This is a genomic window from Streptomyces olivochromogenes, from assembly GCF_001514115.1.
Lineage (GTDB): Bacteria > Actinomycetota > Actinomycetes > Streptomycetales > Streptomycetaceae > Streptomyces > Streptomyces olivochromogenes.
On record NZ_KQ948467.1, the window covers coordinates 146,406 to 172,674 of the forward strand.

General features: G+C 70.0%; 24 protein-coding genes and 1 pseudogene. 11 read left to right on the forward strand and 14 right to left on the reverse strand.

The genetic code is table 11. From position 1 onward, the window contains the following. Window positions 1-18 precede the first annotated feature (18 nt). Window positions 19-105 (reverse strand): annotated as a pseudogene (locus AQJ27_RS59070) (VOC family protein); the annotation flags it as partial. Window positions 106-115: 10 nt separating this feature from the next. Further along, window positions 116-601: a VOC family protein gene (locus AQJ27_RS36230; RefSeq protein ID WP_341866123.1), complete on the reverse strand. Its 486-nt coding sequence runs from the start codon at window positions 599-601 to the stop codon at window positions 116-118. A 266-nt stretch (window positions 602-867) separates the two neighbouring features. Between AQJ27_RS36230 and AQJ27_RS36235 the strand changes: the two genes are divergently transcribed. The 6 genes from AQJ27_RS36235 (at window position 868) to AQJ27_RS36260 (ending at window position 6,940) form a co-directional block, all read left to right on the forward strand. Then, window positions 868-1,656: an ArsR/SmtB family transcription factor gene (locus AQJ27_RS36235; RefSeq protein WP_067378524.1), complete on the forward strand. Its 789-nt coding sequence runs from the start codon at window positions 868-870 to the stop codon at window positions 1,654-1,656. Window positions 1,657-1,739: 83 nt separating this feature from the next. Further along, on the forward strand, window positions 1,740-2,225 hold the full coding sequence (locus AQJ27_RS36240; RefSeq protein ID WP_067378238.1) for a hypothetical protein: 486 nt from the start codon (window positions 1,740-1,742) through the stop codon (window positions 2,223-2,225). Window positions 2,226-2,340: 115 nt separating this feature from the next. Further along, window positions 2,341-3,270 (forward strand): DMT family transporter, encoded by a 930-nt coding sequence (locus tag AQJ27_RS36245; protein WP_067378241.1) that lies wholly within the window; start codon window positions 2,341-2,343, stop codon window positions 3,268-3,270. Then, window positions 3,263-4,231: a LysR family transcriptional regulator gene (locus tag AQJ27_RS36250; RefSeq protein ID WP_067378244.1), complete on the forward strand. Its 969-nt coding sequence runs from the start codon at window positions 3,263-3,265 to the stop codon at window positions 4,229-4,231. Before AQJ27_RS36245 ends, AQJ27_RS36250 begins: the two co-directional genes overlap by 8 nt. Before the next feature lie 114 nt (window positions 4,232-4,345). Beyond that, window positions 4,346-6,433, forward strand: coding sequence for a xanthine dehydrogenase family protein molybdopterin-binding subunit (locus tag AQJ27_RS36255; RefSeq protein ID WP_067378530.1), 2,088 nt, complete (start codon window positions 4,346-4,348; stop codon window positions 6,431-6,433). Between the two features lie 21 nt (window positions 6,434-6,454). Next, window positions 6,455-6,940 carry a (2Fe-2S)-binding protein gene (locus AQJ27_RS36260; RefSeq protein ID WP_067378247.1) on the forward strand — a complete coding sequence of 162 codons (486 nt, stop codon included), beginning with the start codon at window positions 6,455-6,457 and terminating at the stop codon, window positions 6,938-6,940. A 30-nt stretch (window positions 6,941-6,970) separates the two neighbouring features. Here AQJ27_RS36260 and AQJ27_RS36265 read toward each other — a convergent pair whose 3' ends face one another. From AQJ27_RS36265 to AQJ27_RS36285, 5 genes are all read right to left on the reverse strand, one after another. Then, a complete protein-coding gene (locus AQJ27_RS36265; protein ID WP_067378250.1) occupies window positions 6,971-7,411 on the reverse strand; it encodes an OsmC family protein in 441 nt (146 codons plus the stop codon). An 88-nt stretch (window positions 7,412-7,499) separates the two neighbouring features. Next, on the reverse strand, window positions 7,500-7,724 hold the full coding sequence (locus AQJ27_RS36270) for a hypothetical protein (protein ID WP_067378253.1): 225 nt from the start codon (window positions 7,722-7,724) through the stop codon (window positions 7,500-7,502). After that, entirely contained in the window at window positions 7,721-8,356 is a 636-nt protein-coding gene (locus AQJ27_RS36275) for a ParA family protein (protein ID WP_235613902.1), read from the reverse strand. The genes AQJ27_RS36270 and AQJ27_RS36275 overlap by 4 nt, the downstream gene beginning before the upstream one ends. A gap of 120 nt (window positions 8,357-8,476) precedes the next feature. Then, complete coding sequence (locus AQJ27_RS36280; protein WP_067378256.1) at window positions 8,477-9,019, reverse strand: hypothetical protein; 543 nt, start codon at window positions 9,017-9,019, stop codon at window positions 8,477-8,479. After that, window positions 9,016-9,519, reverse strand: a complete 504-nt coding sequence (locus AQJ27_RS36285; RefSeq protein ID WP_079065494.1) for an ATP-binding protein — start codon at window positions 9,517-9,519, stop codon at window positions 9,016-9,018. The genes AQJ27_RS36280 and AQJ27_RS36285 overlap by 4 nt, the downstream gene beginning before the upstream one ends. 309 nt (window positions 9,520-9,828) lie before the next feature. Between AQJ27_RS36285 and AQJ27_RS36290 the strand changes: the two genes are divergently transcribed. Both AQJ27_RS36290 and AQJ27_RS36295 read left to right on the forward strand, forming a co-directional pair. After that, complete coding sequence (locus tag AQJ27_RS36290; RefSeq protein WP_054233872.1) at window positions 9,829-10,038, forward strand: DUF397 domain-containing protein; 210 nt, start codon at window positions 9,829-9,831, stop codon at window positions 10,036-10,038. A 98-nt stretch (window positions 10,039-10,136) separates the two neighbouring features. Continuing rightward, complete coding sequence (locus AQJ27_RS36295; protein ID WP_067378259.1) at window positions 10,137-11,057, forward strand: helix-turn-helix domain-containing protein; 921 nt, start codon at window positions 10,137-10,139, stop codon at window positions 11,055-11,057. Window positions 11,058-11,138: 81 nt separating this feature from the next. Here the strand turns inward: AQJ27_RS36295 and AQJ27_RS36300 are convergent, their stop codons facing one another. After that, window positions 11,139-11,957 (reverse strand): SAM-dependent methyltransferase, encoded by an 819-nt coding sequence (locus AQJ27_RS36300; RefSeq protein WP_067378262.1) that lies wholly within the window; start codon window positions 11,955-11,957, stop codon window positions 11,139-11,141. Between the two features lie 232 nt (window positions 11,958-12,189). On the opposite strand from AQJ27_RS36300, the gene pgm reads away from it, so the two are divergent. Then, a complete protein-coding gene (gene pgm, locus AQJ27_RS36305) occupies window positions 12,190-13,830 on the forward strand; it encodes a phosphoglucomutase (alpha-D-glucose-1,6-bisphosphate-dependent) (RefSeq protein ID WP_067378265.1) in 1,641 nt (546 codons plus the stop codon). Window positions 13,831-13,925: 95 nt separating this feature from the next. Here pgm and AQJ27_RS36310 read toward each other — a convergent pair whose 3' ends face one another. Together AQJ27_RS36310 and AQJ27_RS36315 are read right to left on the reverse strand one after the other, a co-directional pair. Next, window positions 13,926-15,137, reverse strand: coding sequence for an FAD-dependent oxidoreductase (locus AQJ27_RS36310; protein ID WP_067378268.1), 1,212 nt, complete (start codon window positions 15,135-15,137; stop codon window positions 13,926-13,928). Window positions 15,138-15,277: 140 nt separating this feature from the next. After that, entirely contained in the window at window positions 15,278-15,877 is a 600-nt protein-coding gene (locus tag AQJ27_RS36315; protein ID WP_067378271.1) for a TetR/AcrR family transcriptional regulator, read from the reverse strand. A gap of 96 nt (window positions 15,878-15,973) precedes the next feature. Here AQJ27_RS36315 and AQJ27_RS36320 point away from each other — a divergent pair, with 96 nt between their 5' ends. Then, window positions 15,974-17,020 (forward strand): NAD(P)-dependent alcohol dehydrogenase, encoded by a 1,047-nt coding sequence (locus tag AQJ27_RS36320; protein WP_067378277.1) that lies wholly within the window; start codon window positions 15,974-15,976, stop codon window positions 17,018-17,020. A gap of 177 nt (window positions 17,021-17,197) precedes the next feature. Then, the gene (locus AQJ27_RS36325; protein WP_067378281.1) at window positions 17,198-19,291 is read left to right on the forward strand and encodes a SpoIIE family protein phosphatase; all 2,094 of its coding nucleotides are present in this window, start codon (window positions 17,198-17,200) and stop codon (window positions 19,289-19,291) included. A 13-nt stretch (window positions 19,292-19,304) separates the two neighbouring features. On the opposite strand, the gene AQJ27_RS36330 is transcribed toward AQJ27_RS36325, so the two are convergent. The 4 genes from AQJ27_RS36330 to AQJ27_RS36345 all read right to left on the reverse strand — a co-directional run bounded on the left by AQJ27_RS36330 (window position 19,305) and on the right by AQJ27_RS36345 (window position 26,253). Beyond that, window positions 19,305-20,468, reverse strand: coding sequence for a substrate-binding domain-containing protein (locus AQJ27_RS36330; RefSeq protein ID WP_235613899.1), 1,164 nt, complete (start codon window positions 20,466-20,468; stop codon window positions 19,305-19,307). A gap of 70 nt (window positions 20,469-20,538) precedes the next feature. Continuing rightward, window positions 20,539-21,675 (reverse strand): ABC transporter permease, encoded by a 1,137-nt coding sequence (locus AQJ27_RS36335; RefSeq protein ID WP_067378285.1) that lies wholly within the window; start codon window positions 21,673-21,675, stop codon window positions 20,539-20,541. Beyond that, the gene (locus AQJ27_RS36340) at window positions 21,672-23,219 is read right to left on the reverse strand and encodes a sugar ABC transporter ATP-binding protein (protein ID WP_067378542.1); all 1,548 of its coding nucleotides are present in this window, start codon (window positions 23,217-23,219) and stop codon (window positions 21,672-21,674) included. The genes AQJ27_RS36335 and AQJ27_RS36340 overlap by 4 nt, the downstream gene beginning before the upstream one ends. A gap of 199 nt (window positions 23,220-23,418) precedes the next feature. Next, entirely contained in the window at window positions 23,419-26,253 is a 2,835-nt protein-coding gene (locus tag AQJ27_RS36345) for a SpoIIE family protein phosphatase (RefSeq protein ID WP_201264479.1), read from the reverse strand. Window positions 26,254-26,269 lie beyond the last annotated feature (16 nt).

A 26,269-nucleotide genomic window follows, 5' to 3' on the forward strand; every position in this document is an offset into this window, starting at 1 on the left:
CGTGACCGGTGCGGTCTAGTCACTGGTCATCAGGCTGACCTGTGCCGCCGGGTGGGACGGCGAGGCGAGGGTGACGATCCAGCCGTGGTTCATGACCTCTTCAAAGCGTCGCTTGTCACCGCCCCGGTAGCCGGACCTGGACCTCTTGCAGCACCCACCCGTTGCCGTCCGGATCGCTGAACGAGGCGAACGAGGCGTAGCTGCGGCCCTCTGGATCGGGGCCGTCCGCCTGATCCTGCACGCCCGCGTCGTAGACGTTGTGGTAGATCTCGCTCACCTCGACGCCTCTGCTGATCAGGTCGGCACAGGCCTGTTCCAAGTCGGAGACCACAAGGTAGTTGTGGGCGGAGCCCGGCGCCGCGGGGGTGATCCCGCGGCCGAAGTGAATCGAGCATTCCGACCCCGGTGGCGTGAGCTGCACGAGCCGGAATCTCGGACTGGCCTCGAAGTCCGCATCGAGCCGCCACCCCAGGCTTCGATAGAAGTCCAGGGCGCGACTGACGTCGGTGACCGGGACGACGGCGACCTCGAGCCTCATGCTCATGGTCGGCTCCTTGACGACGTCCGTTGCGCCGTCCTGCTCTCTCTGCTGGGTGCTCATGGCGATCTCCCATGACGGCCGCCCGGTTCGGCTGTGGCCCCTGATAGGCCCCCACCGGCGGGAACCCGAGCACCGGCTCCGGGTCACCCATGGACCGACTACGCGGTAGTTGTCGTACGACCGATGATATTGGCGATGACGTCCGACGGCGCGCCGAGCTCATCGTTCCCCGGGTGAATCAAGGCTTCCGAAGATCCGCAGATCCGCCATTGACATTATGCAGGTAAGTGCCTGCATAATAGAGCGTGAGCCTCGAAGCTAGAGCGATTGACTTGGTCTTCAAAGCGCTGGCCGACCCCACCCGGCGACTCCTGCTCGACCGTCTGCGGGAGCACAACGGCCAGACGCTGAGTGAGCTGTGCGAGCGGTTGGACATGAAGCGCCAGTCGGCGACACAGCATCTCGACATCCTTGGGCAGGCCAATCTCGTGACCGTCGTGCGACGGGGACGGGAGCGGCTTCACTACCTCAACCCGACACCGATCCACGAGATGGAGGAGCGCTGGATATCGGGGTTCGACAAGCCCCGCCTGCAAGCGATCAGTGCCATCAAGAACCAGGCAGAGGAGTACGCCATGACCGACGGACCCACGTCCGTGCCGACCTATGTCTATGTCACCTACATCCGCGCGAGTGCGGAGCAGGTGTGGCAAGCCCTGACGGACGCGGACCTGACGGCGCGCTACTGGGGACACGCCAACATCTCGGACTGGCAACCTGGTTCGACCTGGGAGCACCGACGCGTCGACGGCTCAGGTGTCGTCGATGTCGTCGGTCAAGTGATGAAGACCGAGCCTCCCACGCGCTTGGTCATCACCTTTGAAGACGCCCCCGACGCCGAAACGCCGAGGGAACCGTCGGTCGTCACCTTTCTCGTCGAACCACACGAGGACATCGTCCGCCTCACCGTGACCCACGAGAATCTCCCCAACCAGGAGATGCTCAACGGCATCTCGCGCGGATGGCCGGCCGTGTTGGCGAACCTCAAGTCGCTGCTCGAGACCGGCGATGTCCTCCCGCAGGCGCCATGGGAGATGTCTCCTGGGCACGCCTGAGACGTCACCCGCCACCACCATTCCCGCACTCACCCTCGTGCACGTCCGCAGAAGCCCACGCACGACCGCAGAAAGAAGTCGACATGATGGACACCACCCCGCTGCGGGACGCCTACCGCGCGCTGCTGGACGCTGCCGCCACCGTGGCCGGCTCCGGCGACACGAACTCCGCCCCGCCGACCGGCGAATGGAACGCCGAGCAGATTCTGGCGCACGTCGCCCTGGTCAACGCCGCCACCCTCGCCACGGTCTCCTGTGTCGCCGCGGGATCGAACACGACGTACGACAACCGCATGGCGCTCGACACCTGGACCATCGAACGCCTCATCGCGCTCGCCGGCGGCAACACAGGGCTTCGAGACCGGATCCGCCTCCAAGGGGACGCCCTCTGCGCACTCGGCGGACCGATGCTGAGCGACGCCGAACTCGACACACCGGTGCCGACCCGTCTCCTGTCCAAGGACACCGCCCTGGTCGATCAGCCCATGCCACTGAGAGACCTCATCACCGGCCTCGCGGAAGTGGAGCTGCCCGGCCACACCAAGCAGCTCCTGGCCCTGCTGGGCTGAGCGCCCCTGAGTTCTCCCGCCGCCGTGGCCCGCCAGGCAACCAGTAAGCAGGACTGAAGCTTTCTGAAACAAAAGCTAACTGGAGCTTCTCGTTCTGGTCGGCGATGGTGGAGTCATGTCCACACGCATCGCCTCTCCCCGTTTCCTCGCCCTGGCCGGCACCGTCGTGCTGTGGGCGTCGGCCTTTCCCGCCATCCGGGTCGGTATCGACGGTCTGGGAGTGGCGGCGCTGTCGTTCCTGCGGCTCCTGATCGCCGCTGTCGCGCTGCTGGCCGTGGCGCCCTTCGCGAAGGTACGGCTGCCGCGACGCGGCGACCTGCCGCTGATCACCCTGTGCGGGGCCACCGGCATGACCGCGTACCAGGTCCTGCTCAACTGGGGCGAAGTGCACGTGGAGGCCGGAACCGCGAGCCTGCTCATCGCGATCGCCCCCGTCTTCAGTGTGCTGCTGGGAAGCCTGTTCCTCGGCGAGCGGCTCACCCGCGACATCGTCGTCGGCAGCGTCGTCGCGCTCGCGGGCGCGGCCGTCGTCAGCCTGGCCCGGGGCACCGGCGGGTTCTCCGTCTCGGCCCTCGTCATCCTGGCGGCCGCCGTGGTCCAAGGGGTCTACCACTTCGCGAGCAAGCCCCTGCTGCGCCACTACACCGGTCTGGAGGTCGCCACATACGCGATGGTCGCGGGTACGGTCTTCGCGCTGCCCCTGATCCCCGCCACCTGGCAGGCGACCGTCCACGCCCCGGCCGCCGCACTCGCTTCCGCCGCCTACCTGGGCCTCCTGCCCTCTGCCCTCGGCTTCGTCATCTGGGCCTACGCCGTTGCCCGGCTGCCGCTCGCCGTCTCCACCGCGGCCCTGTACCTGGTGCCGCCGGTGGCCCTGATCGTCTCCTTCGTCTGGCTGGCGGAGGTGCCCCGCCCCGTCGCGCTGGCCGGTGGAGCGATCAGTGTCGCGGGAGTGATCCTGATCAGCCGGCACAAGCAGAACCGCCACCTCGTCAACGCCCCCGCCGTGGACGCGTCCGAGCCGCAAGGAGCCGCCTGTGCTTGACGTACGCCGCCTGCGCATCCTCCAGCACCTGGCCGCCTACGGAACCGTCGCGGCCACGGCGGACGCGCTGCACCTGACCGCACCGGCCGTCTCCCAGCACCTCGCCGCCCTGCAGAAGGAGGCCGGCACACCCGTCGTCGAGAAACACGGCCGCACGCTGCGTCTGACCGCCGCCGGGGAACTGCTGGTGGCTCACACCGAAGTCATCCTGGCCGAGCTCGCGGCAGCCGAGTCCGGCCTGGCCGCGATGAAGGGCGGCCGCCGCGGCACGGTACGGATCAGCGCCTTCGCCTCCGCCGCCCGCACCCTCGTTCCGCCTTTGTTCGCACGTCTCACCGGCGCCGATCCCGCCCCCGACAACGGCACCGGTGCCGCCCGGGACCTCTCGCTTAGGCTCTCCGTCCAGGAGCCCGACGAAGCCCTCGACGCACTCCACAAACGCTCGACCGACCTCGCCCTGGTGCACAGCTACACCGTGCTGCCGCGCAGTGTCCCCGCGGCATGGGAACAGACGGTCCTGATGGAAGAACCAGTCCTCCTCGCCCTGCACCCCGACCGGGCCGGCCTGGAGGGCCTCACCGCCGGGCAGCCCGCGGACCTGTCCCGTCTGGCCCATCTGCCGTGGCTGACCCCCGGCCCGGAGACCTCCTGCTACGAGATGATCCAGCGGGCCTGCGGTGCGGCCGGCTTCGTCCCGGACATCCGGGCCTCCAGCAGTGATTTCTCCGTGCTGACGGCTCTGGCCGCCGCCGACGCCGGTGCCGTCCTGGTTCCCCGCATGGCTCTGCCGGACCACACCGCGCCCCTCAGCCTCCACCCCCTGGTCCGTCCCGTGTCCCGGACCGTCTTCACGGTCAGCCGCGCGGGCACCGGCAAACACCCCGACCTGCGGGCCGTACTGGACCTCCTGCACGAGACGGCCAGGGCGCTCGACGACAGGACCGCCGGCCGGCCCCGGTGATCGGACGACCGCCCCACGCAACCTTGAAGAGCGCTGTCCCCTCATACCAGGGGAACCACCCGGGTACTGGGAGAGGAGCGCCTGTTGGCCCGTCAGTTGTCCCGCCGGAAGTTCATGGTCTACTCGCTCGCGGCGTCCACACTGACCCTCGCGGCGCCCGTCGGCTGCGACACGTCGTCGGCGGAGGGTGTCGAGCCCACCGCGGCGGAGGCGCACGGGACCTCCCGTGTCCTGGTGACCGGCGCGGACGAGGAGATGCTGGTCCTGGAGGTCACCGCGGCCAACAAGGTGGTCGTGCGACTGCCGCGTGTCGAGGTCGGGCAGGGCATCACGACCGCGGTCGCCATGATGATCGCCGAGGAACTGGACGCCCGGCTCGTCGACGTCGACATCCCGCTCGCCGAGGCCCGCACCAAGGGGAACCAGTACACCGGCGGCTCGAGTTCCGTCCGTTCCCTGTACGGTCCCGCCCGCGCGCTCGCCGCCACCGCCCGGGCCCGGCTGGTGACCGCGGCCGCCCGGCGCTGGCATCTGCCCGCCCGGAGCCTGCGTACGCGGGACACGATGGTGGTCGCCCCCGACGGCCGTACGGCCACCTTCGGATCGCTGACGACGGCCGCCGCCCGGATCCACCGGCCCGCCGTGTCGAGCAAGCCCAAGCCCGCGTCCGAGCACAAGGTGATCGGACGGCCGACGGGCCGGATCGACGCGCGGGACATCGTCACGGGCAAGGCGAAGTACGCCGGGGACCTGGAGGTGGCCGGGGCGAAGCCGACCGTGGTGGCCCGGCCGCCGACGCTCGGTGGGCGCCTCGTCTCGGTCGACGACCGTGCGGCCCGCGCGATGCCCGGCGTCCACGCGGTGGTCAAGGTCGCCGGCGGTGTCGCCGTGGTGGCGGAGTCCTTCCACCACGCTTTCCAAGCCCGCGACGCCCTGCGCATCACCTGGAGGCCGGGGCCGCTGGCGTCGTTGTCCGACGCCGCCATCCGGTCCCGGCTACGGGCCGCCGTCCCCTCGGTCGGCGCGCCGCCGCGCGGATCGGCGCAGGTCGAGGGCGAGTTCGAGTTCGCCTTCGTCAGCCACGCCCCGATGGAGGTGCTGACCGCGGTGGCGGACGTACGCGCGGACCGGGCCGAGATCTGGTTCTCCTCCCAGACACCGATGGACGCGCGCGAGAGCATCGCCGCGGCGATCGGACTGCCGAAGCCGAAGGTCCGCGTCCATGTCGTGCGCGGCGGTGGTTCGTTCGGACGGCGGCTGAACTACGACGCCGCGATCGAGGCCGCCCTGATCTCGAAGGCGGCACGGCGACCGGTGAAGCTTATGTGGAGTCGCGGGGACGACATCCGGCACGGCCGGATGCGCGGGGCCTCGCATCACCGGATCCGGGCCAGCCATGCGCGGGGCAGGGTGGTCGCCTTCAGCCATGCGATGGCCTCGGTGAGCGAGTCGTACGAGCGGCAGGGTCTGGCCGTTCAGGGCGGTGTGAGCACGGTGGCCGCGGGCCCGCTGCCCAGCGACAGCGGCCTCTACAACTTCGGTCGCATCTCGGGGAGTTCGGGATCGGTCGAGCTGGCGATGCCGCTCGGAGCCTGGCGGTCGGTGGACTCCGGGACGATGCGTACCGCGGAGGAGATCGTCGTCGACGAGGTCGCCGCCGAGCTGGGCATGGACCCGGTGGTCTTCCGGCGCGGCACGCTCAGGAACAAGGCCGTCAAAGCCGTACTCGACAAGGTCGCGACCGCCGGACACTGGGGTCGGCCCCTGCCGTCCGGCCAGGCGCAGGGTGTGGCCGTCCACGAGGAGTACGGCTCCTGCGTGGCCTGCCTGGTCGAGATCGACGCCACCGACCCGAAGAACCCCCGGGTGACCAAGGTGGTGATGGCGGCCGATGTCGGAACGGCCGTCAACCCGCGGGGACTCGAGGCCCAGCTCATGGGCACCGCCGTCGACGGCATCTCCACCGTGTTGCGGGCCGGACTGCACATCGACCGGGGTGCGGTGCGCGAGGGCAGCTTCGCCGACTTCCGCTACGCCCGCCAGCAGCACTCCCCGTTGCGCTTCGAGGCGCACATCCTGCCGTCACGGCGCGAGCCCGGCGGGGCCGGCGAACTCGGCGTGCCGGCGGCGGCCGGTGCCGTGGCGAACGCCTACGCCCGTGCGACCCGTACCAAGCCCCGCCGCTTCCCGATCAATTTCTGATCGCTGTCCGAGAAGGTGCTGATGCCCTCCTATTCCTTCGTTCTCAACGGAAAGCCGGTCACCGTCGAGGCCCCCGCCGACATGCCGCTCCTGTGGGTACTGCGCGACCTGCTGCACGTCACCGGGCCCAAGTACGGCTGTGGCGTGGGCGTTTGCCGTGCCTGCACCAGCCACCTGGACGGGGCGGAGATCCAGCCCTGCGTCGTCCCGGTCGCCGACTGCGTGGGCCGCGGGGTCACCACCATCGAGGGCCTGGCCGACGGCGACACCCTGCACCCCGTGCAACAGGCGTGGCTCGACTGCGATGTCGCTCAGTGCGGCTTCTGCCAGCCGGGCCAGATCATGGCCGCCGCGGCCCTGCTCAAGAAGACGTCCCGGCCCACCGACGACGACATCGACCGTATCGAGAACGTCTGCCGCTGCGGCACGTACTCCCGGATCCGCGAGGCGATCAAGAAGGCCTCCGCCGCCGACCATGTGACCCGCCCTGGTCAGAGCCACACCTGAGGCACGTGGTGGCGATCGGTCCCGCTGGGGTCAGGCGTCCGTGACCGTCGTCGTGACGGGTGTGCCGATCTCGACCGTGCGGCTGACCGTGCAGAACCGGTCGTGGGAGGTCTTGACCGCCCGGGGGAGGATCGCGCGGGCGCGGTCACCGAGTTCGCCGTCCGGGAAGGTGACGGAGAAGGTGACCATGAGGTCGGTCATCCGGTTTCCGAACTCGTCACTGATCTTGTCGCCCGTGACGGAGACGGTGAACCCGGTGGGCTCCACGTGGCGGGCGGTGGCCACGTCGACGTCGGCCGCGGTGCAGCCCCCGATCGCGGCGAGCAACAGCTCGACCGGGGTGAAGTCGGTGCCGCCGTGGGGATCGGAGCTGGTGCCGAAGCTGATCGTGCCGCCGCGAGGGTTCGTCGCGGTGAAGTGGCCGGTGCCGGTCCGCTCCACGGTGACGGAGCGCAGGATGTTTTCGGTCATGCCGACGACACTAACGCGCAGGTGGCGAGACCTGGTCCCGCCGACGGTGCAACGCGATGAAACGGCGCCCGCGCATCCCCGTCCCGGCCTACGGGGTGCTTCTCAGGGGGTGCAGTACGGCGGCGCCGACCCGCAGGAGCGCGGACAGGGGTGGCTCGACCCATCGGGTCAGTTCGCGCTGCAGGGCGGGGTCGAGCTCGATGGTCACCCGGACGTATCGGGTGTGCAGGTGAGTGACCTTGGCGGGGCGGGAGGCGGCGGCGTCCGGTTCGCGCTGCAGTGCCGCTCGGTAGGTGTCCTTGCGCTGGTTCACGCCTTGTCCTGACGTTTGATGAGTTCGTCTGCGAGGTCCATGTACGCCGAGCCCTTGACCTCGACCGGGCTGCCGAACGACTGGGCGTACAAGTCGAGTCGGGGAATGTGGGTGGACAACACGTCGAAGCCCCGCTCGGTGAGGGCTTCGCGCGCGTCGGCATCGGGGCCGGTGCGCGTGGCATCGGGACGATTGGTGCGGTTCAGCAGGACAGCGGCACGGGCCGGCTGCGCCCGCAGCGACTGCACGTCGCTCATCTCGCTGCCGATGGGTGCCATGCGATCCAGCTCGATGGGGGCCGGGGTCAGCGGCACGATCCACTCGCTCGCGTATCTCATGATGCTCCGCGCGATGTGGGCATGGTCCTCCAGCTGCGGGGCGTCGAACACCACGGACTGTCGGTTGCCGAGAAAGTCGTTCACGCGCCGGTGCACGTCGCCCACCGGAAAGGCGATCACAGGAAAGGGGAAGCCTCCTGCCAGTTCGCTCCAACGCAAGGCGGAGGAGGCGGGGTCACTGTCCACCAGCAGGGGTGAGAGGCCCGACTCGTGCAGGGCGTGGGCCAACCAGACCGCGCTGGTCGTCTTTCCCACTCCGGGTTTCAGGTTCACAAAGGCATAGCTCAGCGGCACGAGACGCAACGCTAACGGTCGCGAGCGGCCGACTGCCGTCGGCGCGGCACACGCTCTGTCTTTTCACCCTGCGGCGCCGTGAATCATTCGTAGGGGCTAACGCGGGACGTCGACGGCGGGTCAGTCGGCCAGCGCGGAGGCCAGTTCCCGCGCGGCTTGCACGAGTTCCTCGTCCGGTTCGTCGAGCAGGCGCTGGATCGTCTCGCGGTGGGCGCGCACGGCTCGGCGTGCTTCGCGTTCCCAGCCCACGTAGTTCTCACGGCGATTGAGCAGCTTGGGGTAGGCGACGGCCGTACTCTCCCACTGCCGGGCGTCGGCGATGCTCTTCAGCAGCTGAAGGACCTGCACACGGCAGGGGACTTGAGGGAGCTGGGCGAGTTCCCACAGAAAGGGGACCGTGGCGGCGGTGGCCTGGTCCACGACGAAGCCGTACTGGCAGATGCGTTGCCGTAGACGCGCGAGCGCGGCGACGGCGGTGGCTTCGTCGCCCGTGGTGATGGCCGCGAGCAGGAAAGGGATGCCCGTGGCGGATCCGGTGGAGTCCTGGAGCTCGCGCCATGGGACGTCTCTCAGGTTCTTCAGCGTTGTCTCCATGTCCGCTCCCACGAGAGGCGTTGTGTGATGCCGTGCGCCGGGTGGCTCTGCCGATGCGGCGGCTGTCATGTCGGACCCTGCCAGGGCGGTGATGTCGGCCGAGACGGGGGAGTGGGCAGCATCGCCCAGACGGTCTTGCCCGCACGCGAGCGAGTCCAGCCCCAGTGCTCGGACAGTTCTTCGACGATGCGCAGGCCGCGGCCGTGGACTTCCAGCGGGGTGTCCGTGCGTGGGCAGACGGGCGGGCTGTCGTACTGATCGGTGACGGCGCACACGAGATGGGCGCGTCGAAGCGTCAGATTCAGTCGCACGCCGTTCTGCCCGGCGGCGGAATGCGGTGCGGCGTGAAGCACCGCGTTCGTGGCCAGTTCATTGACGATGAGGACGGCGTCGTCGCTGCGGTGGTCCAACTCCCAGTGGCCAAGGGTGCGGCGGGTGAAGGCGCGCGCTTGGGCGAGCCCCTGGCGGGTGTCGGTGATGCACAGGCTGGCGAATCTGGGTGGGTTGCACGCGGGATCGCTCCCCCCGGGCCGCTCTTGCCTCGCGAGGGAGGAGCGCGCTTCTTCCATGAGTGAGCCGGTCGGAGCGGCTCGACCCGACGATGGCGCAGCCCTGCCGCTTGCAAGGCTCGGTGCTTCGCGTGCAGGTAATGACACGACATCTCCCTGATGCGACGTCAGGTGCGGTGCGGCGACGGTGCGGTTGACTCCCGAGCTATTATCCATCCTGTCAGCGCCCGTCGTGCAATTTCACGGGAAATTGCACGAATGGTGGCTGGGGCAGACCGCACGGGTTCGGTCCGCTCCAGTGGGCGGCCGACCTGTACACCGTGGTGGAACGTGAACAAGGAGAGTGCGGTGCCGTCAGTGCGAAACGGAATGCGGGCCAGTTCACTGGGTGTTCGCTGGGTGAAGAGTCGGCACAGCAACGCCGAGGGCAACTGTGTCGAGGTGGCGTCCCTGGCCGAGGGGGGCGTAGCGCTGCGCAACTCGCGCGACCCCGACGGTCCGGCCCTCATCTACACAGCGGCTGAAGTGGCCGCTTTCCTGGCCGGGGCGAAGGACGGGGAGTTCGACCACCTGGTGTGAAGCGGAGCCGAACGATTCCACTTCTGCCGACGCGTGCGACAGAAGGCCGCGGGATGCGAGGATGGACCCCGTCGTCTGCCGTTCTACAGGGAGTCAGGATGTCCGCCGAGTCACCTCGTGTCTCCCGCCTCGAACCGTATCTGACGCGGACCGAGCCCGCTCCGACCTTGCTGAAGATGCTGGTCGGCGTCCAGCTGGCGGGCATCCGCGAAGACGTCGGCCTCGCGCAGGAACAGGCCGCTCGCGCCATCGGGTTCAGTCCGGCGAAGCTGTCGCGCATCGAAGCCGGCAAGGGCCGTCGGCCGCCCACGGAAGGTGACGTCCGCGCGCTGTTGGAGCTCTACAAAACCGATGACCATGAGGCGTCGGTTCTGCTCCAGTTGCTGCGGCGTGCCGGTGAGCCGGGATGGTGGCAGCGCTACGACAAGCGGCTGATGCCCGAGTGGTTCGATCGGCTGGTAGGGCTGCAGGAGGCCGCTGCCGCCATCCGTACCTTCGAGATCCAGTACGTCCCCGGTCTGCTGCAGACTCCGGCCTACACCAGGGCGGTCGTGGAGCGCGGCCTGCCCACGGCACCGGCAGGTGAGGTGCAGCGCCGTGTCGAACTGCGCATGCGCCGACGTGAACTGCTGCGTCGCGAGGACGGCCCTCAACTGTGGGCGATCATCGACGAGTCGGTCCTGTTGCGCGTACTGGGCAGCCGCGAGGTGATGCGGGAGCAGCTCGAGTACCTCGTGGAAATGGCTCAGTATCCCCAGGTGACGTTGCAGATCGTGCCCCTGGACGTGACGCACGCCTCCGCGCCCGCCATCCCCATCACCTACCTGCGCTTCGGCGGCCTCGATCTACCCGACATCGTCTACCTGGAGCACATCAGGAGCGCGAACTTCCTGGAGGACCGGGACGAGACCGAAGAGTACCGACTGGCTCTGGACCGTCTGGGAGACGAGGCCCTCACCCCGCGGGACTCGCTGACGCTGTTGCGGGACACGACCGCGGGGCGCTATCCGGCCTCGTGACTGCCTCGGGCTCCACCGGCCGGATCCCGGTGGAGCCGACGGGAGCAGCCCCGTGTGGAGCAGTCCCGTGGTCCTGCGGTCTTATCGGATCCGGCCTACGCCGCCGAACTCGACCCACTCCTGGGTGAGCTGACGGGGTGCGACCTCGCTGTCGGGCCGCCAGGTGGACACCTCCACCAGACCGGGCTCCAGGACGTCGAGGTCCTCGAACCACTGCGCCACGTCCTTTTCCTGGCGGACCCTGCCCCAATGCCCCTGGGTCGCCTGATCCATGAAGTCGGTGACGAACTCCCGGACCTTCGCGTCCTCGCTGACCAGCTGGCACATCACCATGAAGCTGCCGGGCACGAGCCGTTCGGCCACCCGGTGGGCCACGGCGAGCGGACCGTCGGTCTCTCCGTCCGGAATGCAGTGGAAGACCGAGTTGAACAGCACGGCCACCGGCTGCGAGAAGTCGAGCAGGCGCTGGGTGTCGGGGTGGGAGAAGATCTTCTCCGTGTCACGCAGATCGGCGTGGATGACCGTGGTGCGGTCATTCTGGTCCAACAGCGCCCGTCCGTGCACCAGCACCATCGGATCGTTGTCGACGTACACCACGCGCGACGAGGGATCGACGCGTTGCGAGACCTGGTGGACGTTCTCCTGGGTGGGCAGGCCGGACCCGTGGTCGAGGAACTGCCTGATGCCGTACTCGGCTGCGAGCGTCCCGACGACCCGCTGCAGGAAGCGCCGGTTGTTCAGCGCCAAGGCGCGCGTGCTGGGCACGACCTTGTCCAGCTCTGCGCACGCTGCCCGATCGGCTGCGTAGTTGTCCTTGCCGCCCAGATAGTGGTCGTACATACGAGCGGCCGTGGGTACGGTGGCGTCGATCTTCGTGGACAACTGCTTTCCAGCCTGCATCGTTCCCCCAGCTCCAAGCTGCTTCTAGTGGCTTGGCTTGACAGACAATACATCCTAGGCAATGGGCAATTGGGGATACCAGCCTGTTGACCGAGGATCTCCGGGACAGCACCCGCGAGACCCTCTGGCCCGGCGCGTGTCCAGTCATCGCCGTGGCACCGTGCGGCCGCGCCGCCCGGTGAGGAAACATGGGACCGCAAGCGATGAAAAACCGAGGTGGAGGTGCGGGTACATGCAGCACGAACGAGCGGGCACTCCGGCCGGTCCCGAGGACCTCGTCGACGTGGCCCGGCTGGTCACGGCGTACTACGCGCTGCACCCCGACCCGGCGGAACCCGGCCAGCGCGTGGCCTTCGGTACGTCCGGCCACCGTGGGTCGTCACTGGCGACCGCGTTCAACGAGGACCACATCGCCGCGACGAGTCAGGCCATCTGCGAGTACCGCGAGGGCCAGGGCATCGACGGTCCCCTCTTCCTGGGCGCCGACACCCACGCCCTGTCGGAGCCCGCGAAGGTCACCGCGCTGGAGGTGTTCGCGGCCAACGGAGTGTCGGTGCTCCTTGACAGCGCGGACGGCTACACGCCTACTCCGGCGGTCTCGCACGCCATTCTCACCCACAACCGCGGACGGTCCTCGGGTCTCGCGGACGGGGTCGTGGTCACCCCGTCCCACAACCCGCCCGCAGACGGTGGCTTCAAGTACAACCCGCCGAACGGCGGCCCGGCCGGCTCCGAGGCGACGTCCTGGATCCAGGACCGGGCCAACGAACTCATCGAGGGCGGCCTGAAGGGCGTACGGCGCATCCCCTGCACGAGGGCGCTGGCCGCCCCCGGCACCGGCCGCTACGACTTCCTCGGCACCTACGTCGCCGACCTGCCGCACGTGCTGGACCTGGACGCGATCCGCACGGCCGGCGTGCACATCGGCGCGGACCCCCTGGGCGGGGCATCGGTCGCCTATTGGGGACGCATCGCCGAACAGCACGCGCTCGACCTGACGGTGGTCAACCCGCTCACCGACCCGACCTGGCGCTTCATGACGCTGGACTGGGACGGCAAGATCCGAATGGACTGTTCGTCGCCCTACGCCATGGCCTCGCTCATCGAGCAGCGCGACCGTTTCCGGATCGCCACGGGCAACGACGCCGACGCCGATCGCCACGGAATCGTCACACCGGACGCCGGGCTCATGAACCCCAACCACTACCTCAGCGCCGCCATCTCCTACCTGTACTCCCACCGGGACCAGTGGCCCGCGGACACGGGGATCGGCAAGACGCTGGTGTCGTCCGGCATGATCGACAGGGTCGCTTCCGACCTGGGCCGTCAACTCGTCGAAGTGCCCGTGGGATTCAAGTGGTTCGTGGACGGGCTGGTCGACGGCTCGCTCGGGTTCGGCGGGGAGGAGTCGGCCGGCGCGTCCTTCCTGCGCCGCGACGGTTCGGTGTGGACCACCGACAAGGACGGCATCATCCTGGCCCTGCTCGCCTCCGAGATCACGGCGGTGACCGGGAAGACCCCCTCGGAGCACTACACCGCGCTGACCGCACGCTTCGGCGCCCCCGCGTACGAGCGCATCGACGCCCCGGCTTCCCGCGAGGAGAAGGCCCTCCTCGCGAAGCTCTCGCCCGCACAGGTCAGCACGGACACCCTCGCCGGAGAAGCGGTCACCGCGGTGCTCACCCATGCTCCGGGCAACGCCGCGCCCATCGGCGGCATCAAGGTGACCACCGCGAACGCCTGGTTCGCGGCCCGTCCCTCGGGCACCGAGGACGTGTACAAGATCTACGCCGAGTCGTTCCTCGGAGCCGATCACCTGCGCCAGGTGCAGGAGGAGGCCAAGGGCGTGGTCTCGGCGGCGTTGAGCGCGTGACGCCACGCGTGTGACCCGAGCGGATCCGGACAAGGGCCGTTGGCGCAACGGCCCTTGTCCGCGACGGGATTTGTCCGCAAGGGACCTTCAGACCGTCAACCGGCGTCCCTGCCACCGTCACCCGCTGCTGCCACCGAACTGCTGCCTTCGGCCACGGTCGAGAGGTCGACGTCCCACTCCAGGTGCTGGAGGAGGTCGCTGTCTCCGGGGCGGGGAGCGGGCGCTCTTTGACCGGTGCGTGACGGTGTGTGGGAGCCACGGGAGATCTTGCCGCTGGTCGTGATGTTGTGCTCCACGCGCGGGCGGCGGAGGGCCTCGTAGAGGGAGAGCGCGGACTCGGTGTCGGGCGCGTCCCGCAGTGACTTCGCGAGGACGACGGCGTCCTCGAGCGCCATCGACGCTCCTTGCCCGGTCGCGGGGGAGGCCGCGTGGGCGGCGTCGCCAATGATCAGGGTCCGTCCGTGGTGCCACGGTGTGCCGGTCGGGATCTCGGTCGCGTTGGTGACCATGATGCGGTCGACGGTGGCCGCGACCACGTCCGCGGCGGGTGTGGCGTCCGCGCGCAGCAACGGCAGGAGCAACCCACGCCAGTGGCCGGGCGTGCCGTGCGCGATGTCGTCGGCGGACAGCGGCTCACCGGCCACACGCGCGAACCAGTACGTCTCTCCGCCGGGCGACACCGCACAGCCGAAGGCGGCCGCGCCGCCTCTCACCATGGTGAGACGCCCGGTCTCCGCGACCAGGGGCGCCTCGTCGGCGTAGCCGTAGAAGACGCTCTCACCCGCGAAGCAGGGCTGTGTCCGAGGGGCGATCGACTCCCGGACGGTGGAGTTCAGCCCGTCGGCGCCGATCAGCAGGTCACCGGTCGCGCTGGAGCCGTCGGTGAAACGTGCGGTGACGCCGTCCCGACCGTTCTCGACGGAGGCGAGCCGGGTGCCGCGCCGGAGGCCGATGCCCCGGCGTGCGGCCTCCGCCTGCAGGGCGGCGTTGAACTCGCCACGGCGGAGGCATCGGTAAGCGAGAAGCGGGTCGTGGGCCTCTCCGAGCTCCATCTGTGCCACCTCGGTGCCCGCTGCGTCGAGGACGCTCATGGCACGCAGCGGGAAGCCGACCTCGGTGACCGCGGCGGAGGCGTCGATCTGGGCGAGGGCACGCATGCCGTTGCTCGCGAGTGTGAGGAAGGCACCGAGGTCCTCGGCCGATTCGGGGTGCGCCTCGTACACGGTCACGTCCAACCCTGCCTTGTGCAGGGCCAAGGCCGTCGCCGTACCGGCGATACCGCCTCCGATGACAATGATCTCCGTCATGTCGTATCCCCCGGCACCCGTAGGACTCTCGCGCGATGTACCTGCGCAGTGCCCAACGCGCGGGCGACTGTGAGGGGTTCCCGACCCGTCCGCTCCTCCGTGCCCTTCAGTCGCTCGCGCATCTGCCGGATGCCGGAGTCCTAGCCCTCCTTGCGGTCGGCTGCCACGGCGCGGTGGACGCTCTCGCGGAGCAGGGAGCGACGCTGTTCGTGAACTTCGGGGGGCTCCTGGGCGGTTGCCGCGTAGACGTTGCTGACCGGTGACCAGGCCATGGACATGGCGATGACCATGGCCATCACGTCGAACGGGTCTCCCCGGTGCACCAATCCGGCGGCCTGGGCTTCGGCGATGGCCCGCAACTTGCGGTCGTCGAGGCGGTCGGGGTCGTCCACCAGGTGCCCGGTCGGGCGGCGCTCCAGGCGCGCCCAGGTGGCCAGCCGGATCAGGTCGGGACGGCGGAGGTACTCGTCGTAGAGCCGTACGGCCCAGTCCGCGAGGTCGGTGGCGTCGATCGGGACGACATTCACGATCCGCTCGAGCGAGCCGAAGAAGATGGCGTCGAAGAGCCCTTCCTTGTTGCCGAAGTAGGCATAGAGCTGTGCCTTGTTCGTGCGCGCGGCGGCCACGATCCGCTCGATGCGCGCGCCGGCGATCCCGTGCTCGGCGAACTCCTGGGTCGCCACATCGAGGATGCGCTGGTACGTCGCCGCTCCGCGCGAGGTCAGGGGCCGGTCCGTCATGCCCGTCAGGATACCAAACAGAACAGTTGGTTTGCCTGGAGCCGCCGACGCGCCTACGCTGCGATAGACCGAACAGTCTGTTTAAGGAGATGCGCGGTGCGGACAACAACTGGCTGGCAGGCGGACGGCCCGACGGCGAGGCTGCGACGGACGTCGCTGCAGCGGCGCGACCTGCGCCCGGACGACCTCGCGATCCGAGTGGACTACTGCGGTGTCTGCCACACCGATCTGCACGCCGTCCGCAGCCACGACGGTGAAGGGGGCCGTCCCCTGGTGCCGGGGCACGAGTTCACGGGCGTGGTGGCCGAAACGGGGCCCGCCGTCACCCGCTTCTCCGTCGGTGACCCTGTCGCGGTCGGCAACATCGTCGATTCCTGCGGGGAGTGCGCGATGTGCCGGGCCGGCCAGGAGAACTTCTGCCACGCCTTCCCGACCCTGACCTACGGCGGCGTCGACCGGCACGACGGATCGACCACCCTGGGGGGCTACTCCCGCGAGTACGTCGTCCGCGACCGGTTCGCCCACCCTCTTCCGGCCGGTCTGGATCCGGCCGCTGCCGCTCCTCTGCTCTGCGCCGGGATCACTGTCTGGGAACCGCTGCACACCTTGGGCGTGGGGCCGCACAGTCGCGTCGCCGTGGCGGGACTGGGTGGCCTGGGCCATCTCGCGGTCAAGATCGCCGTGGCGCTCGGGGCCGACACCTCGGTCATCACCCGCTCACCCGACAAGGCCGACGACGCGCGTCGTCTCGGCGCCCACGGTCTCATCGTCTCGACGGACCCGGAACAGATGGCCGACGCCCGTGACCGGTTCGACGTCGTCATCGACACCATCTCCGCCCCGCACGACCTGGGCCCCTACCTGCGTCTGGTCGCCATGGACGGGACGCTCAGCCACCTCGGGCACCTCGGACCCGTCACCGTGGAGACCATCGACCTCCTCGTGGGACGCAAGAGACTCAGCTCCGCAGGCAGCGGTGGCAGGCCCGCGACCACCGCCATGCTCGATTTCTGCGCCGAGCACGGCATCACCGCCGACATCGAGCTCCTCCCCTCGGCGCGCGTGAACGAGGCCCTCGAACGCCTCGACCGCAACGACGTCCGCTACCGCTTCGTCCTCGACATGTCCGACCTGGCGGCCTGAAGGAGGTTCCGACCCGCCGTCCCGATCGTCCCTGACGGGCCGTGTCGTGCCGTCGGGGTGTGTAGTCGGGCGGTCGTGGGGGACCATGGAAGTCGACGCGCCTGTGGAGACGGGCAGGCCGCGCTCCAGGCCGGCGGATGGCCTCGCGTGCCGCCGGCCGCGGAAGGAGTGCCTGTGATGAGCGAAGCCGAATGGCATCCGTCGGGCATCGACTGGGCTCGCCCCCGCCGGGACGGCGAGCCGTCGCAGCCGAGCGGGCTGATGGACCTTCTCGGCGTCGCGGCGACACTGCTGGACGCGGACGGACGGATCGTCCTGTGGAGTCCCCAGGCAGAGGAGCTGTACGGGTATACCGCGGAGGAGGCGCTCGGGCAGTACGCCGCAATGCTGCTCATCCGGGAGGAGGACTGGGACTGGGTGATCAAGAAGTTCGCCGAGGTCATGGAGACCGGCCAGGGCTGGGGCGGCACGTTTCCCATCCGGTGCAAGGACGGGAGCACCCGGCTGGTGGAGCTGCGCAACACTCGGCTGCTGGACGACCGCGGCGACTTCTACGCCCTCGGGCTCGGCACCGACTCACCCACGCTTCGCGAGGTGGAGCGGGATGTCGCCCTGTCCACCCGGCTGATCTCCCAGTCCCCCTTCGGGCTCGCGATCCTCGACACGGACCTCAGGTACCTGGCCGTCAACCCCGCGCTGGAGCGGATGCACGGTCTCCCCGCGAAAGAGCATCTCGGCCGCCACTACCGCGAGATCATGAGCCCCGACAAGTTCGAGGTGATCGAGGTCGCGATGAGGAGGGTCCTCGAGAGCGGGGTCCCTCTGCTCGACGAGTCCACCGTCGTCGGCTTCACCCCGGCCGACCCGGAACAGCGGCACGCGTGGTCGATCTCGGTGTACCGGCTGGAGGACACCCAGGGCCGTGTTCTCGGGGTGGCCGAACTCGTGGTGGACGTCAGCGAGCGGTACCGGTCGGCCATGGAGGCCACCGAGACCCGGCGGCGCCTGGCCCTGATCGCCGATGGCTCCGCTCGTATCGGCACCACCCTGGAGGTCGAGGAAACAGCCCGGGAGCTGGCCGAGGTGACCGTTCCCGAATTCGCCGACATGGTCGCCGTCGACGTGCTCGACTCCGTCCTCGACGAGCACCGCTCCGCCTCCGACAACGGCCCCGCGCTCTTCCGCGCCCTCGCCGTGAAGGCCGCCTACCCCACGGAAGCCGTCCTGGCCGCCGATCCGCCGGGCAACATCACCACCTACGAGGCCGATCGGGTGGCCACCCGATGTGTGCGCACCGGCCGGCCCATCCTGATCGCACACGCCGATGGGAACGACCTGAGTCGCATCGCCCGCGACGACCGCGCCGCCACGTTGCTGGCCAGGGCCGGGGTGCACTCCTACATGGCCGTCCCGCTGACCGCACGCGGCGCCGTCCTGGGCTTCCTGGGGCTTTCCCGCGCCCGGGATCCACGGCCCTTCGACGAGGACGACCTCGCCATCGCCACCGAGCTCGCATTCCGCGCCGCGGTGTGCATCGACAACGCCCGCACACATCAGAGCGTGCGCACCGCGGCCGAAACCCTCCAGCGCAGCCTGCTCCCCGACCACCCGTCCCGCCTTCCCGGCCTGCAGGTCTCTTCCCGCTATGTCCCGGCGCAGGCCGCCTACGAGATCGGCGGCGACTGGTACGACGTCCTCCCGCTCGACGGCGACAAGACAGCCCTCGTCGTGGGCGACGTCATGGGCAGCGGCATCGACGCCGCCGCGGCCATGGGGCGCCTGCGCACCGCCACGGCCGCCTTCGCCAGCCTCGACCTGGAGCCGGCCCGGGTTCTCGAGCAGCTGGACTCGATCACATCCGGTCTGGAGCAGTACATCGCCACCTGTCTCTACGCGGCCTACGATCCCCACCGCGGCGAGTGCCGCATCGCCAACGCCGGCCACCTGCCTCCTGTCCTCGTGCGCAGTGGTGAGCGCCCCCGGCTGCTCGACCTGCCCGCCGGTATCCCTCTCGGAGTCGGCGGTGTCCCGTTCGAAGCGACCGCCGTCGAATTCGGCCTGGGCGACAAGCTGGTCCTGTACACCGACGGTCTGGTCGAGACCCGCCATGACTCCATCGACGAACGCCTCGCCGTCCTGGTCCACGCCCTGGAGGTGGCCGACTGCCCGTTGGAGGAGACGTGCGACCGCCTTCTCGAGGGGCTGCGACACCCGCGCGACCGCGACGACGTCGCTCTGCTGATCGCCCGCGCGGTACGTCATTCCCAGTGACGAGGACGCGGGGTTACCTGCCCCAGATCCTCCGGTACGCCTCCCGATAGCCCGACGGGTCCCAGGTCGTGGCCCCGTGGCTGTTGTCGGCCGTGGTGATGTGGACGGGGGCCACATATCCGCTGGCGGGCCGACTCGAGAAGGCGCGGTTGAACTCGTCGACGATTTGCCAGCCCTGCAAGGACAGCGGCTCGGGGACGGTGGCGTCCTGGTACTGCTCGCTGTTGATGCGCTGGAAGGCGGAGGGGTCGCCGTCACCTGCGCCGATGTTGAAGGGCGGACCCGCGCCGTTCTTGCCGGCGGCACGGAAGGCGGGGGCGGCGTCGGCGAAGTACAGATCGTTGATGGCCACGGAGTGGGTCCACGTGCTCCCGAAGCGGGAGAGGAGCGAGGAGATCTCCCGGGGGATACGGCTGCTCGCGTCCGAGATCGGGATGTTCTCGTACGACAGGAGCCGCACGCCCGAGCAGGTGGAGAGGTCCCTCCTGATCAGCTCGGACTTGTTCCTCGCGAAGGGGATCGAGGCATCGGTGATGAGCACGACCCCGGCATGGCCGTCGGAGTGAGCGATGATCCACTGGGCGCTGATTCCGGCCACGTCCTCGACCCGGGTGGTGACGTTGGTGAAGAGCCGAGGCCTTCGGCTGGGTCCGGGGGCGGCGACCGCGTGCCAGCCGATCAGCGGGATGCCTGCCTTGTCGGCCTGCGAGACCTGCCGCGACGTCGAGTTGGGGTCGAAGCCGCCGATGACGATGCCCGCGGGTCTGAGCGCCAAGGCCGAGCTCATCGCCGCCTGGATCCCTACAGGTGTGCCCCCGCCGTCGATCACCCTGACCTTCCAGCCGATGACCCGTGCGGCTTCCCGCACCCCGTTCGCGGCGCCCGCGACGCCGGGATTGGTCATGGTCTGGGCGACGTAGACGATGGTCTTTCCGGGGACCGCCGTGGGGCCGGCGGCCGGCCCGCTCCAGGGGACGTCGGTCCTTTCCGCCTGTCGGACGGCGGTCTCGGCGCGGTCCTGGATCGCGGGGCAGCCGCCGGGGCCCGTGGGGGAGTCTCCCGGGCCGTGCGAGGAGCCGCGTTCGCAGCCCGCGAGGACCGTTGCCGCGATGACCACTGTGGTGGCGACGGACCGCGCCCTCATGACGGCGGGAGTGGCCTTGCGGTTGCCGTGCACGGAGGCTCCTCGCGGAGGAAGGGGCGGGACGATGCGGCCGCGAACACACAGGTGGTGCCCGTGGCGCGGGTCATGGAGTGGTGCCCGCCGCACCACCGTCCCGCGTCGGGGCGGAGGGGGGCGGAGGCGGCGCGTCGGGCGAGTCGCGGGCCGCCGCGGCGCCGGTGCGAAGGCGGCGGGCGGAGTAGCCGGACAGACCGACAGCCACGAGCAGGGTGCCGCCGTAGAACAGCGGAATCGTCCAGAAGCCCGCGCCCATCTGACCGATGCCCGTGAGGCCGACGGCCAGGACGGCGACGGCGACGACGGTGCCCATGGCGTTGGGGCGGCCGGGTCTGATCGCGGTGGAGCCGAGGAGGGCGGCGGCAAAGGCGGGCAGCAGGTAGTCGAGGCCGACGCTGGGGTTGCCGATCTGCTGCTGGGCCGCGAGCAGGACGCCCGCGAGGCCGACGATCAGTCCCGACGCGGTGAACGCGTAGACGGAGTACCTCCGTGTCGGGATGCCGATGAGGTCCGCGGCGCGCCGGTTCGCACCGATGACGTACAGGTACCGGCCGAGCGGCAGCCGTTCCAGCACCAGCCACAGCGCGACGGCGAGACCGAGCACGTAGAAGGCGGGGACGGGAAGGCCGAGGAACATCGAGTCGTAGAGGTCGGTGAAGGCGAGGGGGAGGCCCTGCGGGCCGGGGACGATCCGACCACCGTCGGTGATCCAGCCGGTCACGGCGTACAGCATGCTGCCGGTCCCGAGAGTGGCGATGAAGGAGTTGATCCGGCCGAACTCGACGATGACGCCGTTGAGGATGCCCACGACCGCCCCACCCGAGATCACCGCGAGGCAGGCGAGTGGCCAGGGCCAGCCGTTGTTGACGACGAGCTGCATCACCATGACGTGCGCAAGGCCGAGGCCGTAGCCGAGGGAGAGGTCGAAGCGGCCCGTCACGATGGGGACCATGGCGGCGAGTGCGAGGACGGCCGGGATCGACTGGGTGGACAGGATCGCGTCGACGGTGTCCAGCGTGGGGAAGGTGCGCGGCAGGGTGAGGGAGAAGATCAGGAAGAGCAGGGCCGTGAGCGCCAGCAGGCCGTACCTGCCGATGAGGTGACCGCCTGGTCCGCGAGCTGCCCGTGGCCCGCCCGGTCGGCCGAGGCGGCGCAGCGGCCTCGGCCGCTGCGGCCGGGGTCGGGGTGGGGAGGAGTCCGTCATGGGTGGGTCGCGGTTCCGGACAGGGGCATGGCCGACGCCGCCCGGGTGAGCCCGGCGACGGTGAGGTCCGGACCGCTCAGCTCGGCCGTCACGGACCCGCGGACGAAGACCAGGGCGCGTCGGCACACGCCCGCGACCTCCTCGAAGTCGGTGGAGATCAGCAGGACCGCGAGGCCGGCGGCCAGCCCGTCGTCGAGCAGGCGGTAGACCGCGGCCTTGGCGCCGACGTCCACGCTCGCGGTCGGCTCCTCGAGGATCAGCAGGCGCAGGCCGACCCGGAGCCACCGGCCGATCACGACCTTCTGCTGGTTTCCGCCGGACAGGGTGGCGAGGGGAGCCTCGCTGTCCTGGGGCCGCACCGAGAGCCGTTCGATCAAACCGGCCGCCTCGGCACGTTCGCGGCGGGGACTGATCCAGCCCAGCGCCGACAGACCGCCCGCGCCGGGGTTGGCCAGGAGGTTCTCGCGTACCGTCAGCTCGGCGGCGCACCCCTCCCGCTGTCTGTCGCCGCTCACGAAGCCCACCCCGAGGCCGACGGCGTCGGCGACCGTACGCGGGCTGTACGGCTGACCGCCGAGCAGGACGCGCCCGTCGAGGAGGGCCCGGGAGCCGGCGAGGGCTCGGCCCAGGTTCATGTGCCCGGCGCCCGAGAGCCCGACCAGGCCCAGGATTTCCCCGGGCCCGAGGTCCAGGCTGACGGGTCCCGCGCCGGCGGTCCGTACGCCGTCGAGGGTCAGGACGGCCGGGCCGTCGGCCGGAACCGTGGCGGGCCGGTAGCCGGCCAGTTCCTCACCGACGATGTCGTGCACCAGACGGGCGGGGCCCCGGCCCGCCAGCGGGCCGTGGCTGACGAGGCGGCCGTCGCGCAGCACGGCGAAGGTGTCGGCGACCTTGTACACCTCGTCCAGCCGGTGGCTGACGTAGAGAATGCCGTGCCCCTGGTCGCGCAGGGCGTGGAGCACGCGGAAGAGCCGGGCGCAGTCCGCGGCGGGGAGTCGGGCGGTGGGCTCGTCCAGGACGATGAGCTTCGCGTGTGCCGCCAGGGCACGGGCGAAGGCGACCAGCGAGCGCTCGGCGGGGGAGAGCCGGGCGATCGGCGCGTCGGGGTCGAGATGTCCGGCGACGATTTTCAGGGCGTCGGCGCAGCGCTCCCGGGTCCGCCTCCAGGAAATCAGGCCGGCGCGTCGGGGATACCCGATGCTCAGGGCGATGCTCTCGGCGACCGTCATCCACTCCACGAGACCGAGGTCCTGGTGGATGAAGGACATGCTGCGGGAGGCGGCATGACTTCCGAGCGGGTGCCCGTCCACCGTGATCTGTCCCGCATCGGCGTGGTGGACGCCGGCGAGCACCTTGATGAGTGTGGACTTTCCGGCACCGTTGGGCCCCAGGAGGGCGAGGACGCTGCCGACGTGGACATCGAGGTCGACCCCGGCCAGTGCGAGGGTCCCGCCGAACCGTTTGCCGAGCCCGCGGATGCGGACCAGGGGAGTCGCCCCCAAGGGCGGGACGTCCTTCGGGGAAGTGTCGGGAGCGTCATGCACGGACATCTCCGAGGGGTCGTCTGGCGAGTTCTGCCCGACCTTCATCGTCGTCATCAACGGGGCGAATCTGAGTATTTCAGACATCCTGCCCGCTGCTGTGACTCCAGCGGGTCAGTGGGCCGACCGGGCGAGCCGCGTGTCCCGCGCTCGCCTCTCCCCTGTCCGACGGTCGCGTCCGCCGGACTGCGCACACGGTCCTTCAGGCGCCGTCGAGCCCGCATTCGGCCCAGATGACCTTGCCCTCGGGCAGATAGCGCGTACCCCAGCTCTGTGCCAGCTGCGCCACGAGGAACAGACCACGGCCGCCCTCGTCGGTACTGGCCGCCCGGCGCAGGTGCGGGGCGGTATTGCTGGCGTCGGAAACCTCGCAGATCAGGGTGCGGCCGTGGAGCAGCCGTACCCGGATGGGCCCGGCACCGTGGCGGATGGCGTTGGTCACCAGCTCGCTGAGCATCAGCTCGGCGGCGAACGCGGCCTCGTCGAGTCCCCAGTCGGCCAGTTGCCGCAGGGCGGCGGCGCGGACTTCACCGACCCGGGCCGGATCGGCGGGCAGGTCCCAGACGGCGACCCGGTGAGAGTCCAGCGCGTGGGTGCGGGCGACGAGCAGGGCGATGTCGTCGCAGGGGTGAGCGGGCGCGACGGTTTCCAGGACCGTCTGACAGGTCTGCTCCGGTGTGTGCTCGGGGTGGGCCAGGGCACCGCGCAGCTGATCGAGGACCACGTCGACGTCACGGTGCCGGTCCTCGATGAGTCCGTCCGTGTAGAGGAGCAGTCGGCTGCCCTCGGGGAGGTGGATCTCGACGGTTTCGAAGGGCAGGCCGCCCAGGCCGAGAGGGGGCCCGGCGGGCAGGTCGGGGAACGACACCGTGCCGTCGGGCAGCACCAGCGCGGGCGGAGGGTGGCCGGCCCGGGCCATGGCGCACTGCTGCGAGGTCGGGTCGTAGATGACGTAGAGGCAGGTGGCGCCGATGACACCGGCACCGGCGGCGGGTTCCTCCCGGTCCAGGCGTCCCACGAGGTTGTCGAGGTGGGTGAGGACTTCGTCCGGGGGAAAGTCGAGTTCGGCGAAGCTGCGCGCGGCGGTGCGCAACTGGCCCATGGTGGCGGCCGAGAGCATGCCGTGGCCGACGACGTCCCCGACGAAGAGGCCGATACGGGTGCCGGAGAGGGGGATGACGTCGTACCAGTCTCCGCCCACGTCGGATTCGGCGGGCAGATAGCGATGAGCGATCTCCACGGCGTCCTGGTCGGGCAGATCGTGCGGCAGCAGGCTGCGCTGGAGGGTGAGGACCATGGTGCGTTCGCGCGTGTAGCGCCGGGCGTTGTCGATGGACAGCGCGGCGCGGTTGGCGAGTTCCAGTCCCAGCGAGCGGTCGTCGTCACCGAAGGGGGCGGGGTCCCGCGCACGGTAGAAGCTGGCGATGCCCAGGATCACGCCGCGGGCCACCAGGGGGACCGCGATGAGGGAGTGGACCTGGGTGAGCAGCCGTTCGGTGTGCTCGGGGTCCTGGGCGAGCCAGCCCGCAGCGGCCTTCAGATCCGGTTCCAGCACTGCCTGCCCGCTGGTCAGACAGCGTATCTGCGGCGTGGTCGGGCCGAAGTCGACCTGCTTGCCGACCGGGCTGAAGGGAAGGTCGTCGCGGATCCCGTGCACCACCGTGCGGTGCAGGTCGGTGCGGGGGTCGGCGGACTCCTCGCCACGCAGTACGGCCTCGGGCAGGTCGATGGTGACGAAGTCGGCCAGTCGTGGCACCGCCGTCTCGGCGAGTTCCTGGGCGGTACGGCGCACGTCCAGCGTGGTACCTATCCGGGCGCTGGCCTCGGACAGCAGCTCCAGGCGGCGGCGCGCGGCCAGGGCGTACGTTCCCACACGCGGTTCCCCCACCATCACGAGCCCTCTCGTCCGGGGCGGGGCGTCGGGGTGATCGTCCGCCATGCCACCCCTGCCGAAGCCGAACGGGCCGTAGGCGATGTCGGGAAGGTGCCTGGACAGCGCGGCGACGGACAGACGCCCGGGGGCCGCGGTGGCCGGAACGAACCGGGGCGGCCGGACGGCAGTGGCCACGGCGAGCCGACCGGAGAAGCCCGGCGGTACGTCGACCGGGGTCGGGACGGCGAGGGGTTCTCGCGGTGCGGGGCCGGGGAGGACGGCCTCGATGGCAACGCCTTCCACACCTGAGCCACTTCTCATCGGACGGCTCACGAGAGTGACCCGCCGACCGTCGAACAGGGATACGACGGCGGCGGCCCGCTGCCCGTGCGAGATCAACTCCGCGGCCTTCTCCGTGAGGAGCGCCCGGTCGTGGGGGTGCAGTCCGAGGGCCAGTTCGTCCACGCCCATGGTGTGGTGAAGGCCGACGGAGGCCGCGGCTCCGGTGTCCAGGTACGCCCGCAACAGAGCGCGCTCACGCGCGGAACTCTGCCCCAGCAGCCGCCGCTCGATGGCCTGGGCCGCCTTGCGTATCGTGATCGCCAGTCCCGGGTCTTCGGTGCTGCGCGGATAGCCGAAGCACAGGACGCCCTCGATACGGCCGCTGAGCGGATCGCGGACGGGAAGCGCGCGGCAGGCGCTTCGCTGGGAGCGCTCGGCGAAGTGCTCGGCACCGTGAACCCGGATGAGTTGCCGCTCCGCCAGTGCGAGACCGATGCCGTTGGTACCCGCGACCCGCTCGGCGAACACGAATCCCGGAACGCGCTGAAACGCAGGAAGACTCCTGGCCAGCGACGCCTCGCCGAAGCGGCGCAGGAGGACCGTGCCGCTCGCATCGGCTACGGAGATGTTCATCTTGCTGCCGGCGAACCTGGCCTGCAGCCGGTCGAGCACGGGGACGGCCGCGCGGACGATCCGTGCGTCCCGGTCGAAATCATCCCGGAAGGGCAGGTCGGCCTGGTCCGGCGAGAGGCCGAGGGAGCGGCTGCGCTGCCACGAACTCAGGATCGATGTGCGCACACCCGCCTCGACGGGCTCACCCTGAAGAAACCGCTCACGGGAACGGGCAGGCCCTGTGCCGCCTGTCGCGTGCCCTGTCGGCATCGGTTTCCGGCCGGTC

Excerpts from the sequence above, each read along its gene's own strand:
- AQJ27_RS36240 (WP_067378238.1), top strand. The coding sequence starts at position 1,740 with ATGATGGACACCACCCCGCTGCGGGACGCCTACCGCGCGCTGCTGGAC.
- AQJ27_RS36325 (WP_067378281.1), top strand. The coding sequence starts at position 17,198 with ATGAGCGAAGCCGAATGGCATCCGTCGGGCATCGACTGGGCTCGCCCC.
- AQJ27_RS36295 (WP_067378259.1), top strand. The coding sequence starts at position 10,137 with ATGTCCGCCGAGTCACCTCGTGTCTCCCGCCTCGAACCGTATCTGACG.
- AQJ27_RS36285 (WP_079065494.1), bottom strand. The coding sequence starts at position 9,519 with ATGGAAGAAGCGCGCTCCTCCCTCGCGAGGCAAGAGCGGCCCGGGGGG.
- AQJ27_RS36310 (WP_067378268.1), bottom strand. The coding sequence starts at position 15,137 with ATGACGGAGATCATTGTCATCGGAGGCGGTATCGCCGGTACGGCGACG.
- AQJ27_RS36335 (WP_067378285.1), bottom strand. The coding sequence starts at position 21,675 with ATGACGGACTCCTCCCCACCCCGACCCCGGCCGCAGCGGCCGAGGCCG.
- AQJ27_RS36265 (WP_067378250.1), bottom strand. The coding sequence starts at position 7,411 with ATGACCGAAAACATCCTGCGCTCCGTCACCGTGGAGCGGACCGGCACC.
- AQJ27_RS36345 (WP_201264479.1), bottom strand. The coding sequence starts at position 26,253 with ATGCCGACAGGGCACGCGACAGGCGGCACAGGGCCTGCCCGTTCCCGT.
- AQJ27_RS36290 (WP_054233872.1), top strand. The coding sequence starts at position 9,829 with ATGCGGGCCAGTTCACTGGGTGTTCGCTGGGTGAAGAGTCGGCACAGC.
- AQJ27_RS36280 (WP_067378256.1), bottom strand. The coding sequence starts at position 9,019 with ATGACAGCCGCCGCATCGGCAGAGCCACCCGGCGCACGGCATCACACA.
- AQJ27_RS36315 (WP_067378271.1), bottom strand. The coding sequence starts at position 15,877 with ATGACGGACCGGCCCCTGACCTCGCGCGGAGCGGCGACGTACCAGCGC.
- AQJ27_RS36255 (WP_067378530.1), top strand. The coding sequence starts at position 4,346 with ATGGTCTACTCGCTCGCGGCGTCCACACTGACCCTCGCGGCGCCCGTC.
- pgm (WP_067378265.1), top strand. The coding sequence starts at position 12,190 with ATGCAGCACGAACGAGCGGGCACTCCGGCCGGTCCCGAGGACCTCGTC.
- AQJ27_RS36260 (WP_067378247.1), top strand. The coding sequence starts at position 6,455 with ATGCCCTCCTATTCCTTCGTTCTCAACGGAAAGCCGGTCACCGTCGAG.
- AQJ27_RS36245 (WP_067378241.1), top strand. The coding sequence starts at position 2,341 with ATGTCCACACGCATCGCCTCTCCCCGTTTCCTCGCCCTGGCCGGCACC.
- AQJ27_RS36230 (WP_341866123.1), bottom strand. The coding sequence starts at position 601 with ATGAGCACCCAGCAGAGAGAGCAGGACGGCGCAACGGACGTCGTCAAG.
- AQJ27_RS36300 (WP_067378262.1), bottom strand. The coding sequence starts at position 11,957 with ATGCAGGCTGGAAAGCAGTTGTCCACGAAGATCGACGCCACCGTACCC.